Source organism: Streptomyces sp. NPDC058576 (assembly GCF_042718715.1).
Classification (GTDB): Bacteria; Actinomycetota; Actinomycetes; order Streptomycetales; family Streptomycetaceae; genus Streptomyces.
In genome coordinates this window covers 22439-42027 of the sequence record NZ_JBHXPF010000063.1, presented here as the reverse complement: position 1 = coordinate 42027, position 19589 = coordinate 22439, and the positions used below count along the sequence as shown (strand labels likewise).

At 69.8% G+C, this 19589-nt stretch carries 13 protein-coding genes, 1 tRNA gene and 1 rRNA gene; 13 read left to right on the top strand and 2 right to left on the bottom strand.

Annotated elements, in window-relative coordinates; all coding sequences use genetic code 11:
• Positions 1-94: ribosomal RNA gene (gene rrf, locus ACFWRV_RS30700) — 5S ribosomal RNA — on the top strand; the annotation flags it as partial.
• Positions 95-285: 191 nt separating this feature from the next.
• A tRNA-Thr gene (locus ACFWRV_RS30695) sits at positions 286-358 on the top strand.
• Between the two features lie 60 nt (positions 359-418).
• On the opposite strand, the gene ACFWRV_RS30690 is transcribed toward ACFWRV_RS30695, so the two are convergent.
• Positions 419-3046, bottom strand: a complete 2628-nt coding sequence (locus tag ACFWRV_RS30690) for a SpoIIE family protein phosphatase (RefSeq protein WP_384339175.1) — start codon at positions 3044-3046, stop codon at positions 419-421.
• 400 nt (positions 3047-3446) lie between these two features.
• Between ACFWRV_RS30690 and ACFWRV_RS30685 the strand changes: the two genes are divergently transcribed.
• The 11 genes from ACFWRV_RS30685 (at position 3447) to ACFWRV_RS30635 (ending at position 18870) form a co-directional block, all read left to right on the top strand.
• On the top strand, positions 3447-8903 hold the full coding sequence (locus ACFWRV_RS30685; protein ID WP_384339174.1) for a HAMP domain-containing protein: 5457 nt from the start codon (positions 3447-3449) through the stop codon (positions 8901-8903).
• A gap of 244 nt (positions 8904-9147) precedes the next feature.
• Positions 9148-9831, top strand: a complete 684-nt coding sequence (locus ACFWRV_RS30680) for a two-component system response regulator (RefSeq protein ID WP_384339173.1) — start codon at positions 9148-9150, stop codon at positions 9829-9831.
• A 117-nt stretch (positions 9832-9948) separates the two neighbouring features.
• Positions 9949-12789, top strand: a complete 2841-nt coding sequence (locus tag ACFWRV_RS30675; protein WP_384339172.1) for a DNA translocase FtsK — start codon at positions 9949-9951, stop codon at positions 12787-12789.
• A 320-nt stretch (positions 12790-13109) separates the two neighbouring features.
• On the top strand, positions 13110-13910 hold the full coding sequence (locus tag ACFWRV_RS30670; protein WP_384339171.1) for a RodZ domain-containing protein: 801 nt from the start codon (positions 13110-13112) through the stop codon (positions 13908-13910).
• Between the two features lie 167 nt (positions 13911-14077).
• Entirely contained in the window at positions 14078-15559 is a 1482-nt protein-coding gene (rimO, locus tag ACFWRV_RS30665) for a 30S ribosomal protein S12 methylthiotransferase RimO (protein ID WP_384339170.1), read from the top strand.
• Positions 15556-16479: a CDP-diacylglycerol--glycerol-3-phosphate 3-phosphatidyltransferase gene (pgsA, locus tag ACFWRV_RS30660; RefSeq protein ID WP_384339169.1), complete on the top strand. Its 924-nt coding sequence runs from the start codon at positions 15556-15558 to the stop codon at positions 16477-16479. The genes rimO and pgsA overlap by 4 nt, the downstream gene beginning before the upstream one ends.
• Positions 16476-17000 (top strand): CinA family protein, encoded by a 525-nt coding sequence (locus tag ACFWRV_RS30655; RefSeq protein ID WP_384339167.1) that lies wholly within the window; start codon positions 16476-16478, stop codon positions 16998-17000. The genes pgsA and ACFWRV_RS30655 overlap by 4 nt, the downstream gene beginning before the upstream one ends.
• Positions 17001-17094: 94 nt before the next feature.
• Complete coding sequence (locus tag ACFWRV_RS30650) at positions 17095-17478, top strand: helix-turn-helix domain-containing protein (protein WP_003965837.1); 384 nt, start codon at positions 17095-17097, stop codon at positions 17476-17478.
• Between the two features lie 233 nt (positions 17479-17711).
• Positions 17712-18182, top strand: a complete 471-nt coding sequence (locus ACFWRV_RS30645; protein ID WP_384339165.1) for a Dps family protein — start codon at positions 17712-17714, stop codon at positions 18180-18182.
• Between the two features lie 56 nt (positions 18183-18238).
• Positions 18239-18430, top strand: coding sequence for a CsbD family protein (locus ACFWRV_RS30640; RefSeq protein WP_384339164.1), 192 nt, complete (start codon positions 18239-18241; stop codon positions 18428-18430).
• 161 nt (positions 18431-18591) lie between these two features.
• Positions 18592-18870 (top strand): hypothetical protein, encoded by a 279-nt coding sequence (locus ACFWRV_RS30635; protein WP_384339162.1) that lies wholly within the window; start codon positions 18592-18594, stop codon positions 18868-18870.
• On the opposite strand, the gene ACFWRV_RS30630 is transcribed toward ACFWRV_RS30635, so the two are convergent.
• A complete protein-coding gene (locus ACFWRV_RS30630) occupies positions 18818-19582 on the bottom strand; it encodes an SDR family NAD(P)-dependent oxidoreductase (RefSeq protein WP_384339160.1) in 765 nt (254 codons plus the stop codon). The two genes, ACFWRV_RS30635 and ACFWRV_RS30630, sit on opposite strands and share 53 nt — an antisense overlap.
• Positions 19583-19589: the final 7 nt, after the last annotated feature.

The following is a 19589-nucleotide window of genomic DNA, read 5'->3' as shown; positions in this document are numbered from 1 at the left end:
AACGCCCGGTTACATTCCGAACCCGGAAGCTAAGCCTTTCAGCGCCGATGGTACTGCAGGGGGGACCCTGTGGGAGAGTAGGACGCCGCCGAACATTTTTTCTGGGAAAGCCCCGCACCGTATGGTGCGGGGCTTTCCTGCGTTCCGGGCCAGGCACGATCGGCGGTAACCCGCGCTCCGGCGTCCCTTGGAAGGGCTGGTCGAGGGCCGTGATCCGGGCCGGCCGCGATTATGAGCATCGCCGGATCCCGTGTATGGTTTACCTCGTTGCCACAGCGCAACGAGGCCCCAATAGCTCAGTCGGTAGAGCGTCTCCATGGTAAGGAGAAGGTCTGCGGTTCGATTCCGCATTGGGGCTCAGAACACAACGAAAGGCCCCCGCCTCATGGCGGGGGCCTTTCGCGTTGGTGGAGTCGGATCAGACGAGGGGAGGCTCCGGGACACGCATGGCCAGGATCGCCATGTCGTCCGAGGCCGGCTCGGCGGCGAAGCGTTCCACGGCCCGCAGGATGCGTGAGGCGACCGCCCCGGCCGTCAGGCCCGTACAGGTCGACAGGACGTCCGCGAGGCCGTCGTCGCCCAGCATGCGGGTTCCCTCGCGGCGTTCGGTGACGCCGTCCGTGACGCACAGGAGGACGTCGCCCGGGTTGAGGACGACCTCCTGCTCGTACAGGTCGAGATCGTCGATCACGCCGAGCAGGGGCTGCGGTTCCGCGGCCGACTCGACGGAGCCGTCCTGGCGCAGGCGCAGCGGCAGTGGGTGGCCGGCGCAGACGACCTTCAGGAGGGCGCTGCCGTCCTCCTGGGGCCACAGCTCGCCGTACAGGAGGGTGAGGAAGCGGCTGCGGGCGCCCTCGTCGAGGATGGCCGCGTTGAGGCGCTCCAGGACCGCGGGGCCGCCGAAGCCCTCGCGGGCGAGCAGGCGCAGCGCGTGGCGGGCCAGGCCCGTGACGGCGGCCGCCTCCGGGCCCGTACCGCAGACGTCGCCGATGGCGAAGCCGTACGCGCCGTCGCTGATCGGGAAGACGTCGTAGAAGTCGCCGCCGACCTCGTTGCCCTCGCCCGCGGCGCGGTAGATCACCTCGATCTCGACGTTCGGCACGTCGGGGAGGCCCGGGGGGAGCAGGCTGCGCTGGAGGGACTGGCTGATCGCCATGCGCTCCGAGTACAGGCGGGCGTTGTCCAGGGCCAGGGCGGCTCTGCGGGACAGGTCCTCCGCCAGTTCCAGGATCTCCTGGCGGAAGTGGTCGTCCGAGGGCTTCCCGAGCGTCAGCATGCCGATCACGCGGTTGCGGGCCACCAGCGGGAGGACCACCGTCTCGCCGCCGACCGCCTGGGCCGTGGCCAGCGTGGTGCGGGTGGCCGTGCTCATGCTCAGCGGGGCGTCGTGCTGCAGGCTGCGCGTCGAGGTGCTGAGCGCGGCCTTGTGACCGGCCTCCGAGGGGGCGGCCCAGACCCGGGCGCCCGGGGTCGGTACCGGATCCGGCGGTGCGATCGTGGAGAGCAGGGCCTTGAGGCCGTCGATGAGGTCCTCGTCCTCGTGGAGCACGTACGAGAGGTACGGCTCGGAGGACTGGTCCGCGATCGTGTAGACGGCGCACCAGGTGGCCAGGGTCGGGACCGTCATCTGGGCCATGAGCGCCAGGGTCTGGTCCCGGTCGAGCGTGCCGGCCAGCAGGTCGGAGGCCTCGACGAGGAAGGACAGGGAGCCGCGGCGCAGCCGTTCCAGCTCGCCGAGGCGGGCGGACTCCACGGCGAGCGCGATGCGGTCCGCCGCGAACTGGAGGCGCAGGGCCTCCTCGTTCGAGTAGCGGCCCGCGCCCTCCGCCGCGACGCCGAGGGAGCCGGTGAGACGGCCCTCGACCTTCAGCGGGACCGTGACGACCGAGCGCATCCCGGTGTCGGTGAGCAGCGGCACGGCGCCGGGGACGGCGGTCAGGTCGTCGTGGACGGCCGGCATCCGGGCGGAGCCGTAACGTCCCGTGCCGGCTTCGACGGGGACCCGGGCGAAGCGCTGGCGGGCCGAGGGGAGTCCCGTCGTGGCGCGGACCTCCAGCTCCGTCTCGTCGTCCGTGGCGAGCAGGAGGAACGCCGCGTCGGCGTCGAGCATGTCGCGGGCCCGCTCGACCGTCCGCTGGAGGAGGCCGTCGAGGTCGTCGGGGGCGGGGGATCCGATGAAGACCTCGAACGGGTCCGCTGTGCGGTTGTCGGACGAGGTGTCGGAGACCGGGGCTCGGACCGGGGACTGCAGGACCGCGCGCTCGTCGTCGCGCACGAGGAGGCAGACCGTGGAGGGTTCGCCGTCGGTGTCGCGGACCCGCAGGTGCGAGGAGTAGACGGCGATGGTCCGGCCGTCGGCGCCGCGGAGGCCGTAGCTGCCCTCCCAGCGGGAGAGCTGGAGGGCGTCGGCGATGCCGGTGTTGGTCCCCGGGGTGTGCGGCCAGGCCACGAAGTCGGTGAACTGCTTCCCGCTGACCTGTTCCGCGGTGTGCCCGAAGACGTACGCGGCGTCGTCGTTCCACGCGCTGATCGCGCCGGTGCTGTCGATCTGGACGACGGCGACCCGGATCCGCTGGTCGGTGACGGGGAGGAGGGAGGTCGGCAGGACCGGGCCCGCGGAGCGGATGCCCACCGGCCGGTCGGGCAGGTCCAGCTGGAACCAGACGTGCTTGCGCGTGGGGGAGTACTCGACGCCCCAGCGGGAGGCAAGGGCGGCGCAGAGCAGCAGGCCGCGGCCGTTCTCGCGGTCGGGGCTGCCGAAGTCGAGTCCGTTGCTCTGGAGCGGGACCTCGCGCTCCGGGTAGTGGTCGGAGACCTCGACGCGGACGCCGTCGCCGGTGCGCAGGCACAGCACGTCGGCCGCCGTCCCCGCGTGCACGACGGCGTTGGTCACGAGCTCGCTGGTGAGGACGACGGCGTCGTCGACGACATCGTTGTAGCCCCACCCCTGGAGCGTGTCCCGGACGAAGGCGCGGGCGGTCGCGACCGAGCGCCCGACCGGTTCGAAGGTGGCGGCCGCCCGCGCGGTGATCACAGCACTCCCCATATTGGTGTCTCGTCGCTTCCCCGAGTCCTGTGCCCGTTTATCGCCGCTTCGATTCGCTTGCCAGGCTAGACGTATCTCAAGGGTGCCGGGTACACGAGGGCCGAGTTCGGGACAAGCCGCCCGGTGGTGGTGCGCGGGCGCACAAGTATGGACTCCCGGTGCAAGGGATGGGGGGCAACCGGCACAGGTTGCCCGCGAACCTGTTCCGGCCTGGTACGTTGCAACGATTTGACGTCCGCCCGGTCGCCCGTTGACGGTGTGCTGTGGCGGTGAGCCAAAGTGGAACTGGGCAAGCTTCCGGATAGGCCCGAGTGAAACGGTCAACCCCTGCGGGAGGGACACGGTGGAGTCTGGCGTGGCGGCGCAGGGTTCGAAGGCGCGTACAAAAGGCGGACAGTCCGTGAAAAAGCAGCGCAATGGCACCGTCGAAGTGGACGCGGCAGCTCTGAACAGGTTGCTGGCGGGCCTCGTGGCGATGCGCGACGGCAATTTCCGCCGGCGGCTCACCGTCTCCGGCGACGGCGTGATGACGGAGATCGCGGCGGTCTTCAACGAGGTCGCCGACCGGAACCTTCATCTCACCGGTGAGCTGGCGCGCGTACGGCGTGTGGTCGGGCGGGAGGGGAAACTCACGGAGCGGCTGGAGACGGGCGCCTGCGAGGGTTCCTGGGCCGCCGCGATCGACGCCTCCAACGAGCTCGTCGACGATCTCTCGCGACCGGTCTCCGAGGTGGGCCGGGTCCTGTCGGCGGTCGCCGACGGTGACCTGGAGCAGCGGATGGAGCTGCGGTCGCACACGCAGGACGAGACGGTCCGGCCGCTGCGCGGTGAGTTCCTGAAGGTCGCCCGTACGGTCAACAACCTGGTCGACCAGCTGTCGGTCTTCACCGAGCAGGTGACCAGGGTCGCCGTCGAGGTGGGGACCGAGGGCAAGCTCGGCGGCCAGGCGCAGGTGCGCGGCATGTCCGGGTCCTGGAAGGACCTCACGGACTCCGTCAACACGATGGCGTACCGGCTGACCGCCCAGGTGCGGGACATCGCGCTGGTGACGACGGCGGTCGCCAAGGGTGATCTGTCGCGGAAGGTCACCGTCCATGTGGCCGGTGAGATGCTCCAGCTGAAGAACACCGTCAACACGATGGTCGACCAGCTCTCCTCGTTCTCCTCCGAGGTGACGCGGGTCGCCCGTGAGGTGGGCACCGAGGGCGAGCTGGGCGGTCAGGCGACCGTGCCGGGTGTGGCCGGTGTGTGGAAGGACCTCACCGACTCCGTCAACACGATGGCGGGCAACCTCACCTCTCAGGTACGCGGTATCGCGGAGGTGACGACGGCGGTCGCCAGCGGTGACCTGACGCAGAAGGTCACGGTGAGCGCGCGTGGCGAGGTCGCGCAGCTCGCCGAGACGATCAACCAGATGACCGAGACGCTGCGCACCTTCGCGGACGAAGTGACACGCGTGGCGAGCGAGGTCGGTGGCGAGGGGCTCCTCGGCGGTCAGGCGCAGGTGCCGGGCGCTGCGGGGACGTGGAAGGACCTCACCGACTCGGTGAACACGGTCTTCCGGAACCTGACGACACAGGTGCGCGACATCGCGCAGGTGACGACCGCGGTGGCCAGCGGCGACATGTCCCAGAAGGTCACGGTCGACGTGGCCGGGGAGATGCTGGAGCTGAAGAACACCGTCAACACGATGGTGGACCAGCTCCAGTCCTTCGGTTCCGAGGTGACCCGGGTGGCCCGGGAGGTCGGCGTCGAGGGCCGGCTCGGCGGCCAGGCCGAGGTGCCGGGCGCGGCCGGGACGTGGAAGGACCTCACCGACTCGGTGAACACCGCGTTCCGCAACCTGACCGGTCAGGTCCGGGACATCGCGCAGGTCACCACGGCGGTCGCCAACGGTGACCTGTCGCAGAAGGTCACCGTGGACGTGGCCGGCGAGATGCTGGAGCTGAAGAACACCGTCAACACGATGGTGGCGCAGCTGTCCAGCTTCGCCGACCAGGTGACGCGGATGGCCCGGGACGTGGGCACCGAGGGCCGCCTCGGCGGTCAGGCGCGGGTGGACGGCGTCTCGGGTACGTGGAAGGAGCTGACGGACTCCGTCAACTTCATGGCCGGGAACCTCACCTCCCAGGTGAGGCAGATCGCGCAGGTGACGACGGCGGTGGCGCGGGGCGACCTGTCGCAGAAGATCGACGTGGACGCCCGGGGCGAGATCCTGGAGCTGAAGAACACCATCAACACGATGGTCGACCAGCTGTCCGCCTTCGCCGACCAGGTCACCAGGGTGGCCCGTGAGGTGGGTACGGACGGGCGGCTGGGCGGTCAGGCGCAGGTGCCCGGCGTCGCCGGAGTGTGGCGCGATCTCACCGACTCGGTGAACGGCATGGCGGGGAACCTCACCGCTCAGGTCCGTAACATCGCGCAGGTCGCCACGGCGGTGGCGCGCGGTGACCTGTCGCAGAAGATCGACGTGGACGCCCGGGGCGAGATCCTGGAGCTGAAGAACACCCTCAACACGATGGTGGACCAGCTGTCCAACTTCGCGGAGCAGGTGACGCGGGTCGCCCGCGAGGTGGGTACGGAGGGCATCCTCGGCGGTCAGGCCGAGGTGCAGGGCGTGTCCGGTACGTGGAAGGACCTCACCCAGTCCGTCAACGGCATGGCGAACAACCTGACCCTCCAGGTCCGCAACATCGCCGAGGTCACCACCGCGGTCGCCAAGGGCGATCTCTCCAAGAAGATCACCGTCGACGCCAAGGGCGAGATCCTCGAACTGGTCACGACCGTCAACACGATGGTCGACCAGCTGCTGAACTTCGCCGACGAGGTGTCCCGGGTGGCACGTGAGGTGGGCACCGAGGGGATCCTCGGCGGTCAGGCGCGGGTGCGCGGGGCGACCGGCATCTGGAAGGACCTCAGCGAGAACGTCAACCTGATGGCCAACAACCTGACCAGCCAGGTGCGCAACATCTCCCGGGTCTCCTCCGCGGTCGCCAACGGCGATCTGACGAAGAAGGTCACCGTGGAGGCACGCGGCGAGGTCGCGGAGCTGGCCGACACCGTCAACACGATGGTGACGACGCTGTCCTCGTTCGCCGACGAGGTCACGCGGGTGGCCCGTGAGGTGGGTACGGAAGGGGAGCTGGGCGGCCAGGCCCGGGTGCCGGGAGTCGCCGGTACGTGGAAGGACCTCACCGAGTCCGTGAACTCGATGGCCTCCAACCTGACCGGTCAGGTGCGGCAGATCGCCACGGTCACCACCGCCATCGCCAAGGGCGACCTGACCAAGAAGATCGACATCGACGCGCGCGGTGAGATCCAGGAGCTGAAGAACACCATCAACACGATGGTCGACCAGCTGTCCTCGTTCGCGGAGCAGGTGACCCGGGTCGCCCGCGAGGTGGGCACCGAGGGGCAGTTGGGCGGTCAGGCGCGGGTGCGGGACGTGGACGGCACCTGGCGCGACCTCACCGAGTCGGTGAACGAGATGGCCGGGAACCTGACCCGTCAGGTCCGTGCCATCGCGGCCGTCGCCACCGCGGTGACGCGGGGCGATCTGAACCTCAAGATCGACGTGGACGCGGCCGGGGAGATCCAGGTCCTCCAGGACAACATCAACACGATGATCGCGAACCTGCGCGACACCACGCTCGCCAACAAGGAGCAGGACTGGCTGAAGGGCAACCTCGCCCGGATCTCCGGTCTGATGCAGGGCCGCCGCGATCTGGACGACGTGGCCTCGCTGATCATGAGCGAGCTGACGCCGGTGGTCTCGGCTCAGCACGGCGCGTTCTTCCTGGCGATGGCGGCCGGCGACTCGGACGAGGTGGGTCCGGACAACGGGGCGGCCGGTTCGTACGAGCTGCGGATGCGGGGGAGTTACGGCTACTCGGCGGGTTCGATGCCGACCTCCTTCCGGCCCGGTGAGACGCTCATCGGGACGGCGGCCGAGGAGAAGCGGACGATCCAGGTGGACAACGTGCCGCCGGGGTATCTGAAGATCTCCTCCGGTCTCGGGGAGGCCCCTCCGGCGCATGTGATCGTGCTGCCGGTGCTCTTCGAGGGCAAGGTCCTCGGTGTGATCGAACTGGCCTCGTTCCAGCCGTTCACACACATTCAGCGGGACTTCCTCAACCAGCTCGCCGAGATGATCGCGACGAGCGTCAACACCATCAGCGTCAACACCAAGACCGAGAAGCTGCTGGAGCAGTCGCAGGAGCTGACCGAACAACTGCGCGACCGATCACAGGAGTTGGAGAACCGGCAGAAGGCCCTCCAGGCGTCCAACGCCGAACTGGAGGAGAAGGCCGAGCTGCTGGCCCAGCAGAACCGCGACATCGAGGTGAAGAACACCGAGATCGAGGAGGCGCGGCAGGTGCTGGAGGAGCGCGCCGAGCAGCTCGCGGTCTCGATGCGCTACAAGTCCGAGTTCCTGGCGAACATGTCGCACGAGTTGCGCACCCCGCTCAACTCGCTGCTGATCCTGGCCAAGTTGCTGGCGGACAACGCCGAGGGCAATCTCTCGCCGAAGCAGGTGGAATTCGCCGAGACCATCCACGGGGCCGGTTCCGACCTGCTCCAGCTGATCAACGACATCCTGGACCTGTCGAAGGTCGAGGCGGGCAAGATGGACGTCAGCCCGACCCGGATCGCGCTGGTGCAGCTGGTCGACTACGTGGAGGCGACCTTCCGCCCGCTCACCGCGGAGAAGGGTCTCGACTTCTCCGTGCGGGTGTCGCCGGAGCTTCCCGCGACGCTGCACACCGACGAGCAGCGGCTGCTCCAGGTGCTGCGCAACCTGCTGTCCAACGCGGTGAAGTTCACCGACGGCGGTGCGGTGGAGCTGGTGATCCGGCCGGCCGGCGCCGATGTGCCGAACGCGATCCGGGAACACCTGCTGGAGGCGGGTTCGCTGCGGGACGCGGACGCCGATCTGATCGCGTTCTCGGTCACCGACACCGGGATCGGGATCGCGTCCAGCAAGATGCTGGTGATCTTCGAGGCGTTCAAGCAGGCGGACGGCACGACGAGCCGGAAGTACGGCGGCACCGGCCTCGGCCTCTCCATCAGCCGGGAGATCGCACGGCTGCTGGGCGGCGAGATCCACGCGGCGAGCGAGCCCGGACGCGGCTCCACCTTCACCCTGTACCTGCCGCTGCACCGCGCCGAACTGCCGCCCCAGGGCTACCCCCCGGTGGGTTCCGGTTCCGCCGAGGTGCTGGGCGGTGCGGGCGAGATGGGCCAGGCGCAGTCGCCGCAGGGCCAGTCGGCTCCGTACGGCGACCCGGCCAACTCCGCCGGGATGTTCCGGCGGCGCAAGGCCCTGGGGGACGCGGCCCGCAGGGCCGCGCTGCCGGCCGGCCGGACCACGCCCGAGAGCGCCCCGCAGCAGGAGGAGTGGGTGCAGGGGAACCAGGGCGAGAGCCAGGCTCAGGGGCAGGCGGCGGCGGAGGAGCCGGCGCCCCGGCGGACATTCCGTTTCCGCGGTGAGAAGGTGCTCATCGTCGACGACGACATCCGTAACGTCTTCGCGCTCACCAGCGTGCTGGAGCAGCACGGGCTGTCGGTGCTGTACGCGGAGAACGGCCGCGAGGGCATCGAAGTCCTGGAGCAGCACGACGATGTGACGGTCGTACTGATGGACATCATGATGCCCGAGATGGACGGTTACGCGACGACGACCGCGATCCGGCGGATGCCGCAGTTCGCCGGACTGCCGATCGTCGCGCTCACCGCGAAGGCGATGAAGGGCGACCGGGAGAAGGCCATCGATTGCGGGGCTTCCGACTATGTGACGAAGCCGGTCGATCCTGATCACCTGCTCGCGGTGATGGAGCAGTGGATGCACGGAGAGTGATCGAGGATTGAACGAATTGACGTAAGTTGTTGACCGACTGTGCTCGAACGGGTGTGAACGCGCTGCATTCGGGGAACCTTCTGGTCTCCCACCGCGTTTGCGGTATGTGCACAGTGACATCGCGGTGACAGGGTGTGGTGACGGGCGGGGTGCGGCTACCATGACCGGCACAAGGACGGACGGCGCAAGGGAGTCGTCCCCTGGGGCGGCACCCGGTGCATTTCCGGGGCGAGGAGGGCGGGCCATGGTGCAGAAGGCCAAGATCCTCCTGGTCGATGACCGGCCGGAGAATCTGCTGGCGCTGGAGGCCATCCTCTCGGCGCTCGATCAGACACTGGTTCGGGCATCGTCAGGGGAGGAGGCGCTCAAAGCGCTGCTCACGGACGACTTCGCGGTCATTCTGCTGGACGTCCAGATGCCGGGCATGGACGGTTTCGAGACCGCCGCCCACATCAAGCGGCGGGAGCGGACCCGGGACATCCCGATCATCTTCCTCACCGCGATCAACCACGGTCCGCATCACACCTTCCGCGGCTACGCGGCCGGTGCGGTGGACTACATCTCCAAGCCGTTCGACCCGTGGGTGCTCCGGGCCAAGGTCTCGGTCTTCGTCGAGCTGTACATGAAGAACTGCAAGCTCCGTGAGCAGGCCGCGCTGCTGCGACTCCAGTTGGAGGGCGACGGCCACGCGGGCGGCGAGCAGGAGAAGGAGCCGGCCGGTCTGCTGGCCGAACTCTCGGCACGGCTCGCGGCGGTCGAGGAGCAGGCGGAAGCCCTCTCCAAGCAGCTCGACGACGAATCCGCGGACGCCGCGGCGGTCGCCACGGCCGCCCACCTGGAGCGCAAGCTGACCGGTCTGCGCCGCGCGCTCGACGCGTTGGAGCCGGGTACGGGCGGAAGCGCGGGCGTCCTGCCCGCACAGAGCTGACATCTCGGACTCCCCGCCGTGAGGCGGCGTCAGTTCCCGGCCGTCCGGAGGCGACACGGACGGGTGAACCAGTAGGCGAACGTGTTCACGGGCGACGACAGCGGTAACCTCGGCACCATGGCCTCACGTACGTCCGGCAAGGGTTCCCAGGGCACGGCGGGCACCGCGAAGCGCGTCGGCCGTACCTCGGGCCCGGCGAAGAAAGCCGCGCCCGCGAAGAAGACCGCACCGAAGAAGTCGGCTGCTCCCGCCAGGAAGGCGCCCGCGAAGAAGGCGGTGGCCAAGAAGCCCGCGCCCAAACCCGCGCCGTCGCCCACCGGAGGCCTCTACCGGCTGGTGCGGGCGGTCTGGCTCGGGGCCGCGCACGGCGTCGGCGCGGTGTTCCGCTCGATAGGGCGTGGCGCCAAGGGACTTGACCCCGCCCACCGCAAGGACGGGCTCGCACTGCTGCTGCTCGGCCTGGCGCTGGTCGTCGCCGCGGGCACCTGGTCGAACCTCCAGGGACCGGTCGGCGACCTGGTCGAGATGCTGGTGACCGGCGCCTTCGGCCGGCTCGATCTGCTCGCGCCGATACTGCTGGGCGCGATGGCGGTCCGACTGATCCTGTACCCGGAGCGGCCCGAGGCCAACGGCCGTATCGTCATCGGGCTGTCCGCCCTGGTCATCGGGGTCCTCGGCCAGGTCCACATCGCCTGCGGTTCGCCGGGGCGGGAGGCGGGCACCGCGGCGATGCAGGACGCGGGCGGGCTGGTCGGCTGGGCGACCTCCAAGCCGCTGATCTTCATGATGGGCGAGGTGCTCGCCGTACCGCTGCTGGTGCTGCTGACCGTGTTCGGACTCCTCGTCGTCACCGCCACCCCGGTCAACGCCATTCCGCGGCGGCTGCGTCAGCTCGGCATCCGCCTCGGCATCGTCGAGCCCACCCCCGAGGAGGCGGAGCGGTACGAGGACGACGACGAGCGCTACGACGAACAGTGGCGTGAGGCGCTGCCCGAGCGGACCCGTCGGCGCGGCGCACGGAGCGCGGACGCGGACCCGGTCTACGACCACGACCAGGCCGAGGCGGAGGCGCTCACCAAGCGCCGGAGGCCCCGCAGGCCTTCCGCGCAGCCCGCGATGGACCGGCCGCTGGACGCGGTGGACGTCGCTGCCGCCGCTGCCGCCGCGCTCGACGGGGCCGTACTCAACGGCATGCCGCCCTCGCCGATCGTCGCCGACCTGACCCAGGGCGTCTCGGTGGACCGGGAACGCACCGGGACGCCGGTGCCCGGGGCCCGGGAGGCCGAGCGGAAGGGCGAGGGGAAGGCCGGGGCGGTCGCCGGTCGCCGGTCGGACCGCTCCGGTGACGCCGACGACGTGAGCGGCGGTGGCCCCTCCGGTGACGCCTCCGGCCGGTCCGGTGGCGTTCCCGATCTGACCAAGCCCGCACCGGAGCGTTCCGAGGGCCTGCCCGCCCGTGCCGAGCAGCTCCAGCTGTCCGGCGACATCACGTACTCACTGCCCTCGCTCGACCTGCTGGAGCGCGGCGGACCGGGCAAGACCCGCAGCGCCGCCAACGACGCGGTCGTCGCCTCGCTGACCAACGTCTTCACCGAGTTCAAGGTCGACGCCGCGGTCACCGGCTTCACCCGGGGGCCGACGGTCACCCGCTACGAGATCGAGCTCGGCCCCGCCGTGAAGGTCGAGAAGATCACGGCGCTGGCCAAGAACATCGCGTACGCCGTGGCCAGCCCGGACGTGCGGATCATCTCGCCGATCCCGGGCAAGTCCGCCGTCGGCATCGAGATTCCCAACTCCGACCGCGAGATGGTCAACCTCGGCGATGTGCTGCGCCTCGCGGACGCCGCCGAGGACGACCACCCGATGCTCGTGGCGCTCGGCAAGAACGTCGAGGGCGGCTACGAGATGGCCAACCTCGCCAAGATGCCGCACGTCCTGGTCGCCGGCGCCACCGGCTCCGGCAAGTCCTCCTGCATCAACTGCCTGATCACCTCGATCATGGTGCGGGCCACCCCGGAGGACGTGCGGATGGTCCTCGTCGACCCCAAGCGCGTCGAGCTGACCGCGTACGAGGGCATCCCCCACCTCATCACCCCCATCATCACCAACCCCAAGAAGGCCGCCGAGGCGCTCCAGTGGGTCGTGCGGGAGATGGACCTGCGCTACGACGATCTCGCCAACTTCGGCTACCGGCACATCGACGACTTCAACCACGCGGTGCGCAACGGCAAGTGCAAGGCGCCCGAGGGCAGCGAGCGGGAGCTGTCCCCGTATCCGTACCTGCTGGTGATCGTCGACGAGCTGGCCGACCTGATGATGGTGGCCCCGCGCGACGTCGAGGACTCGATCGTCCGCATCACCCAGCTGGCCCGTGCGGCGGGCATCCACCTCGTGCTCGCCACCCAGCGCCCCTCGGTCGACGTGGTGACCGGCCTGATCAAGGCGAACGTGCCCTCCCGGCTCGCCTTCGCCACCTCTTCCCTCGCCGACAGCCGCGTCATCCTCGACCAGCCGGGCGCCGAGAAGCTCATCGGCAAGGGCGACGGGCTCTTCCTCCCGATGGGCGCCAACAAGCCCACCCGTATGCAGGGCGCGTTCGTCACCGAGGACGAGGTCGCGGCCGTCGTCCAGCACTGCAAGGACCAGATGGCCCCGGTCTTCCGGGACGACGTGGTGGTCGGCACGAAGCAGAAGAAGGAGATCGACGAGGACATCGGCGACGACCTGGACCTGCTCTGCCAGGCGGCCGAACTGGTCGTCTCCACCCAGTTCGGGTCGACCTCGATGCTCCAGCGCAAGCTGCGGGTCGGCTTCGCCAAGGCGGGCCGTCTGATGGACCTGATGGAGTCCCGGAACATCGTCGGACCCAGCGAGGGATCCAAGGCGCGCGACGTCATGGTGAAACCCGACGAGCTCGACGGGGTGTTGGCCGTCATCCGCGGGGAATCCGCTCCGTAACGGAAATCGCTCCGTAAAGGTTTTGTGGGCAACCGTTTCGTACGGTCGTACGTCCAGTTGAAGGGAGGGGCGAAACCGTGCTCCTCCCCGCGGCTCGCTCCGTCACCACCTCACCCTTACCCCCACCCCGTTCGGCCCACTACAGGTTGCCCAGTCCTCGATCGGGGCTGCGCTCCGCCCCCGCTCCACCCCGGAGCCGGAGGCGGGGCCGTCCGGCGAACCCGATGGCGTACAAAGTCGTCCCTCCCGGTTGCCCCACCCTTTCGTACCCCCCCTAGACTGAACATCCAGCAGGTGGCTCACGCTCGAAAGGCGCCCCCGTGTCCATCGGCAACTCCCCCGAAGACGACCGGCCTTCGATCGGTCGTGCCCTTCAGCAGGCTCGTATCGCCGCAGGTCTGACGGTCGAGGAAGTCAGCAGCTCCACCCGGGTGCGCATCCCCATCGTGCACGCGATCGAGCAGGACGACTTCTCCCGCTGCGGCGGCGACGTCTACGCCCGCGGCCACATCCGCACGTTCGCCCGCGCCGTCGGCATCGATCCGGAACCGTTGGTCGAGGAGTACGACGCCGATCACGGCGGCCGTCCCGCCCCGACCCCCGCGGCGCCGCTGTTCGAAGCGGAACGCATCCGCTCCGAACCCCGGCGGCCCAACTGGACCGCCGCCATGGTCGCGGCCATCGTCGCCGTCATCGGTTTCGTCGGCTTCACGCTCTTCAGCGGCGAGGACGAACCCTCCAGCACCGCGCAGATCGCGGAGGGCTCCAAGCCCGACAAGACCGCGGCCAAGCCCACCGCCACCAAGCCCTCCGACCTCAAGCCCGTGCCCTCCGAGAGCGCCATCGCCGCCGCCCCCCGGGACAAGGTGACGGTCAAGCTCAGCGCGGACCGCGGCAAGAGCTGGATCTCGGCCAAGGACCACAACGGGCGGCTGCTCTTCGACGGGCTGCTGCTCCAGGGCGAGTCCAAGACCTTCCAGGACAAGGAGCGCATCGACCTCGTCCTCGGCGACGCCGGGGCGATCGACCTCTTCGTCAACGGCAAGCAGGTCGAGGACCGCTTCGGTCCCGGCCAGGTCGAACGGCTCTCCTACACCAAGGGCGACCCCGAGGCCGGCTGATCCGCCGCACCTCGGTCTCCGTACCGCGTCCCGACGGGCGTCCGGCCTCGCGCCGGGCGCCCGTCGGCGTTCCCCCGCCCGGTCCGTCTGCTACGGGGAGTAACAGCGGCGGGGGCAGGCAACCCTGCACGGCAGGGCGGTCGCCGGGACAAAGTAGTCTTGAGTCCATGCCCGAACGCCGTACCGTCGCCCTTGTCACTCTTGGCTGCGCCCGTAACGAGGTGGACTCGGAGGAGCTTGCAGGCCGCTTGGCAGCGGACGGCTGGGACCTCGTCGAGGATGCCTCCGACGCGGATGTCGCAGTCGTCAACACCTGTGGGTTCGTCGAAGCCGCCAAGAAGGACTCCGTCGACGCCCTGCTCGAAGCCAACGATCTGAAGGACCACGGCCGCACCCAGGCCGTCGTCGCCGTCGGCTGCATGGCCGAGCGCTACGGCAAGGACCTCGCCGAGGCACTGCCGGAGGCGGACGGCGTCCTCGGATTCGACGACTACGCCGACATCTCCGACCGGCTCCAGACCATCCTCAACGGCGGCATCCACGCCTCGCACACCCCGCGCGACCGCCGCAAGCTGCTGCCGATCAGCCCCGCCGAGCGGCAGGACGCCGCCGTGGCGCTGCCCGGCCACGCCCAGGAGACGCCCGCTCCGGCACCGGAGGACCTTCCGGAAGGGGTCGCTCCGGTCTCCGGGCCGCGGGCACCGCTGCGCCGCCGGCTCGGCACCAGCCCCGTCGCCTCGGTGAAGCTCGCCTCCGGCTGCGACCGCCGCTGCTCGTTCTGCGCCATCCCCTCCTTCCGCGGCTCGTTCATCTCGCGGCGTCCCTCGGACGTGCTCCAGGAGACCCGCTGGCTGGCCGAGCAGGGCGTCAAGGAGGTCATGCTCGTCTCCGAGAACAACACCTCCTACGGCAAGGACCTCGGCGACATCCGCCTCCTGGAGACCCTGCTGCCCGAGCTGGCCGACGTGGACGGCATCGAGCGGATCCGGGTCAGCTACCTCCAGCCCGCCGAGATGCGCCCCGGCCTCATCGACGTCCTCACCTCGACGCCGAAGGTCGCCCCCTACTTCGACCTCTCCTTCCAGCACTCCTCCCCGAGCGTGCTGCGCACGATGCGCCGCTTCGGCGACACCGACCGCTTCCTGGAGCTCCTGGACACCATCCGGAGCAAGGCCCCCGAGGCCGGCGCCCGATCCAACTTCATCGTCGGCTTCCCCGGCGAGACCGAGGCGGACCTCGCCGAGCTGGAACGCTTCCTCACCGGCGCCCGCCTCGACGCGATCGGCGTCTTCGGCTACTCCGACGAGGAGGGCACCGAGGCGGTCGGCTACGAGAACAAGCTGGACGCCGACGTCATCGCGGAGCGCCTGGCCCACATCTCCCAGCTGGCCGAGGAGCTGACCTCGCAGCGGGCCGAGGAGCGCGTCGGCGAGACCCTCCAGGTGCTCGTGGAGTCCGTGGAGTCGGAGGACGACGGCGAGGTCGCGACCGGGCGCGCGGCCCACCAGGCTCCCGAAACGGATGGCCAGGTGGTCTTCACCACACGCGAGGGACTCGTGCCGGGCCGTATGGTCGAGGCAAAGGCAGTGGGCACCGAGGGCGTCGACCTGGTGGCCGAACACCACGAGCTTGCGGAGGTAGCCAGATGACGGGAGTCCCGGCATCCGCGGCAGGCGGCTCCGGCGCGAAGCCGGTCCGCGGCGGCAAGCTGGGCACTGCGGCCGTCAACCAGGCCAGCCTGTGGAACATCGCCAACATCCTGACCATGGTGCGACTGCTGCTCGTGCCCGGCTTCGTCCTGCTGCTGTTCCACGACGGCGGATACGATCCGGTCTGGCGCGCCTTCGCCTGGGCGGCCTTCGCCATCGCGATGATCACCGACCTGTTCGACGGTCATCTCGCACGGACCTACAACCTGGTCACGGACTTCGGGAAGATCGCGGACCCGATCGCCGACAAAGCGATCATGGGCGCGGCGCTGGTCTCGCTCTCCATCCTGGGTGATCTGCCGTGGTGGATCACCGGCGTGATCATCGCGCGCGAGCTGGGTATCACGCTGATGCGGTTCTGGGTGATCCGCCATGCGGTGATCCCGGCCAGCCGGGGCGGCAAGCTGAAGACGCTCGCGCAGGGGACCGCGGCCGGGATGTACGTCCTGGTGCTCACCGGGCCCCTGGCGACCTTGCGCTTCTGGATGATGATGGTCGCCGTCGTGCTGACGGTCGTCACCGGACTCGATTACGTACGCCAGGCCGTCGTCCTGCGTCGCATGGGTCTCGCCGCGGAGCGCGCCGCCGCGATCGAACGGGCCGCGGAGGCAACGGAGGCCCTTCAGGACTCAGCGGGCGCTACCGCGGTCGGTGCCGGACCGGCCGCCGGCCGTGCTCCGGCCGCCGGTGCCGGGTCTTCCGTGGGCGCTGTGGCCGGTGTGACGGACGTTTCGCCCGGTGGTACGGATGTACGGCCCGGCGTGACGGACGGACCGTCCGCGGTGATGGACGTACGGTCCGCCGTGACGGACGTACGCGGCGCTGCCGAGGCGCGCGACGCCGCGGAGGCCGAGCGGTGACAGCCGCTGCCCGGGTGCTCCGGCTTCTCGGAGCGCGGGGCGAGACGCTCGCCGTCGCCGAATCGCTGACGGGCGGCCTGGTCGCCGCCGACCTGACCTCCGTGCCCGGTGCTTCCCAGTCCTTCCGGGGATCGGTGACGGCATACGCCACGTCCCTGAAGCGGGATCTCCTGGGCGTCGACGCGACCCTTCTGGTGGAGCGCGGCGCGGTGGACCCCGAGGTCGCGCTGCGGATGGCGGCCGGTGTGCGGCGGGTTCTCGACGCGGACTGGGGCGTTTCCACCACGGGGGTCGCGGGGCCGGAACCGCAGGACGGGCAGCCGGTCGGCACGGTCTACGTGGCTGTGGCCGGGCCCTCCGGCGTCGAGAAAGTGACGGCTCTGCGGTTGAATGGTGAGAGGGCGGATATCCGTAGTGAGAGTGTGCGAAGCGTCCTCGAACTGCTCGCGAGCGAACTCGGCGGGAATGTGCGGGCACAGGATACGGAACAACACGGGGGGAATGGATGTTTGCAGCCCTGAGTGAACACGACATCGCTCCCCGCACGGCCGCAGCACAAGGCGGTACGGTAGGGCGTGAAGGATGCGGCTACGCGGTCCGAGGAGGGAGCCACCGATGATTCTGCTCCGTCGCCTGCTGGGTGACGTGCTGCGTCGGCAGCGCCAGCGCCAAGGCCGTACTCTGCGCGAAGTCTCCTCGTCCGCCCGGGTCTCGCTCGGTTATCTGTCCGAGGTGGAGCGGGGGCAGAAGGAGGCATCCTCCGAACTGCTCTCCGCGATTTGCGACGCGCTTGACGTACGGATGTCCGAGCTCATGCGAGAGGTGAGCGACGAGCTCTCGCTCGCGGAGCTGGCCGAGTCGGCAGCTGCCAGTGATCCGGTCCCAGTACCGGTTCGTCCCATGCTCAACTCCGTCTCCGTCTCTTCGGTCGCAGGTGTGCCGTCGGGACGGGTGACCATCAAGGCGCCCGCGGAAGCGGTGGACGTCGTCGCCGCCTGATCCACGCGGCACAGTTGCTCGACCGGAGTCCCGGTCGGCCCCACAGGGGTCGGCCGGGACTTCTGCGTGGGGCCCCGGATTCGGGTGTGATCTGTCAGCCGTGCGGGTGTGGGCCGTCGCCGATCGGGCACACGGAGAACAAGGCCCACATGACCGTTTTGCTTCATTATGTGACATCGTGGGTGATGCACCGAGACGGTCAGTGAAGCGGTTGACGGATGGGAGTAGCGCACATGTCTGTGGTCAAGAGCACGTTGTCCGAGGGCGACCTCAAGGTCGTGGGAACAGCGCTCCAAGGCGCTCTGGTCGACCTCGTCGATCTCTCCCTGGTGGCCAAGCAGGTCCATTGGAACGTGGTCGGTCCGCGCTTCCGCTCCGTGCACCTTCAGCTCGACGACGTCGTCGTCACAGCCCGGCAGCACTCCGACACGGTGGCCGAGCGTGCCTCGGCGGTCGGGGTCAATCCGGACGGACGCTCCGGCACCGTGGCCAAGGAAACGGCCATCGCTTCCGTGCCCGAGGGCTGGATCAAGGACACCGACGCGGTGAAGATCCTGGTGGACGCGCTGGGCGTGGTCGTCGGACGGATGCGGGAGCGCATCGAGGCGACCGACGATCCCGACCCGGTCACCCAGGACCTGCTGATCGCGCTGACGGCAGACCTCGAGAAGCACGCCTGGATGTTCCAGGCGGAAAGCGCCTGACCGGCGCACGACCGACCGGCGACCGCGATACGGCTGAACAGCGAAGGAGCACCATCATGAGCGACGGAGCCATGGACAAGCTGAAGGGCAAGGGCAAGGAAGCGGTCGGCAAGCTGACCGGCGACCGCCGCAAGGAGGCCGAGGGCAAGGCCGATCAGGCCAAGGGTGGAGCCAAGGACGCGGCCGACGGGGCCGGCGAGCGCGCCAAGGGCGTCAAGGACTCCCTCACCCCGGACGACAAGAAGTAGTCCCCGCGGCTCTCGGAGCCACCGCTCGGAGAGTTTGGGCGCCCCCGCCGTTTCGGCGGGGGCGCTCCTGTGTGGGTGGCCCTTCGGCCGGACGTTCTGGATGCACCACTGCCGCTGCCAGGGGAAACTGCCGGAAAGGACCTCGGCCGCAGGAGGCAGCGATGAAACGGCGATGGGTGCCGGCGCTGGTCCTCGGCGGGTTGTGGTGGTGGGCGGTGCTCCGACTCGTGCTGCGTCCGGAACAGGCGGGGCTGGTGGAGGGGGCGGTGGCGGCGGGGGGCTGGGGGCTGAGCCTGCTGCCGGTCCATGTCGCGTCGGTCGTGCCGTTGGGGGCGCCGGGCGGGCCGGGCCCTTGGTCGAGGCGGTGGACAGGTTCCGGCGGGTGGCTCACCAGGGCATGGCGACGCCGCCGTTCGGCCGGAGGATCTGACCGGTCATGAACGCCGAGGCGTCCGACGCCAGGTGCAGCACGGTATGGGCGACGTCCTCGGGTTCGCCGACCCGGCCCAGCGGGGAGATCCGGGCCATCGTCGCCTCCGCCCGATGCTGCCCCGCGGCATCGTGCCGGTCGGTCATCGGCGTACGGATCCAGCCGGGCGCGACGGCGTTCACCCGTATGGCGTGGGGCCCCAGCTCCGTGGCCAGCGTCTTGGTGAGCTGCACCACGGCGGCCTTCGCGACGCTGTAGCAGAGCAGGCCCGCGCTCGCGGAGTCCACGGCGCCCGAGGCCATCGTGATCAGTGAGCCGGGGGCGGAGCGGGCGGTCATGGAGCGGGCCACCTCCTGGCAGGCGTACAGCACTCCCGTGAAATTGGCCGCCAGTACGCGGTCCAGATCCTCGTCCGCGGTCTCCAGCACGCTGCTGGTGTGCATGATCCCTGCCGCGGCGACCAGGATGTCGAGATGCCCCGCCGCACCGACGGCCGCACGGACCTGGCCGCGGTCGGTGACGTCGAGGGGATGGGTCCGGGCGCCGCCGCCCGCGTCGGCGATCAGGTCGTACGTCCGGCGCAGGCCCGTCTCGTCGCGGTCCGCGCAGTGCACCACGGCCCCGGCCTCCGCGAGCAGCAGGGCGCTCGCCCGCCCGATGCCGCTCGCCGCACCCGTGACGAACGCGGCGCGGCCCGTGAGGTCGTACGCGGAGAGAGACATGACGGGA

Coding starts and splice junctions, on each gene's coding strand:
- pgsA (WP_384339169.1), top strand. CDS start 15,556: ATGACGGGAGTCCCGGCATCCGCGGCAGGCGGCTCCGGCGCGAAGCCG.
- ACFWRV_RS30635 (WP_384339162.1), top strand. CDS start 18,592: ATGAAACGGCGATGGGTGCCGGCGCTGGTCCTCGGCGGGTTGTGGTGG.
- ACFWRV_RS30645 (WP_384339165.1), top strand. CDS start 17,712: ATGTCTGTGGTCAAGAGCACGTTGTCCGAGGGCGACCTCAAGGTCGTG.
- ACFWRV_RS30675 (WP_384339172.1), top strand. CDS start 9,949: ATGGCCTCACGTACGTCCGGCAAGGGTTCCCAGGGCACGGCGGGCACC.
- ACFWRV_RS30640 (WP_384339164.1), top strand. CDS start 18,239: ATGAGCGACGGAGCCATGGACAAGCTGAAGGGCAAGGGCAAGGAAGCG.
- ACFWRV_RS30630 (WP_384339160.1), bottom strand. CDS start 19,582: ATGTCTCTCTCCGCGTACGACCTCACGGGCCGCGCCGCGTTCGTCACG.
- ACFWRV_RS30680 (WP_384339173.1), top strand. CDS start 9,148: ATGGTGCAGAAGGCCAAGATCCTCCTGGTCGATGACCGGCCGGAGAAT.
- ACFWRV_RS30690 (WP_384339175.1), bottom strand. CDS start 3,046: ATGGGGAGTGCTGTGATCACCGCGCGGGCGGCCGCCACCTTCGAACCG.
- ACFWRV_RS30650 (WP_003965837.1), top strand. CDS start 17,095: ATGATTCTGCTCCGTCGCCTGCTGGGTGACGTGCTGCGTCGGCAGCGC.
- rimO (WP_384339170.1), top strand. CDS start 14,078: ATGCCCGAACGCCGTACCGTCGCCCTTGTCACTCTTGGCTGCGCCCGT.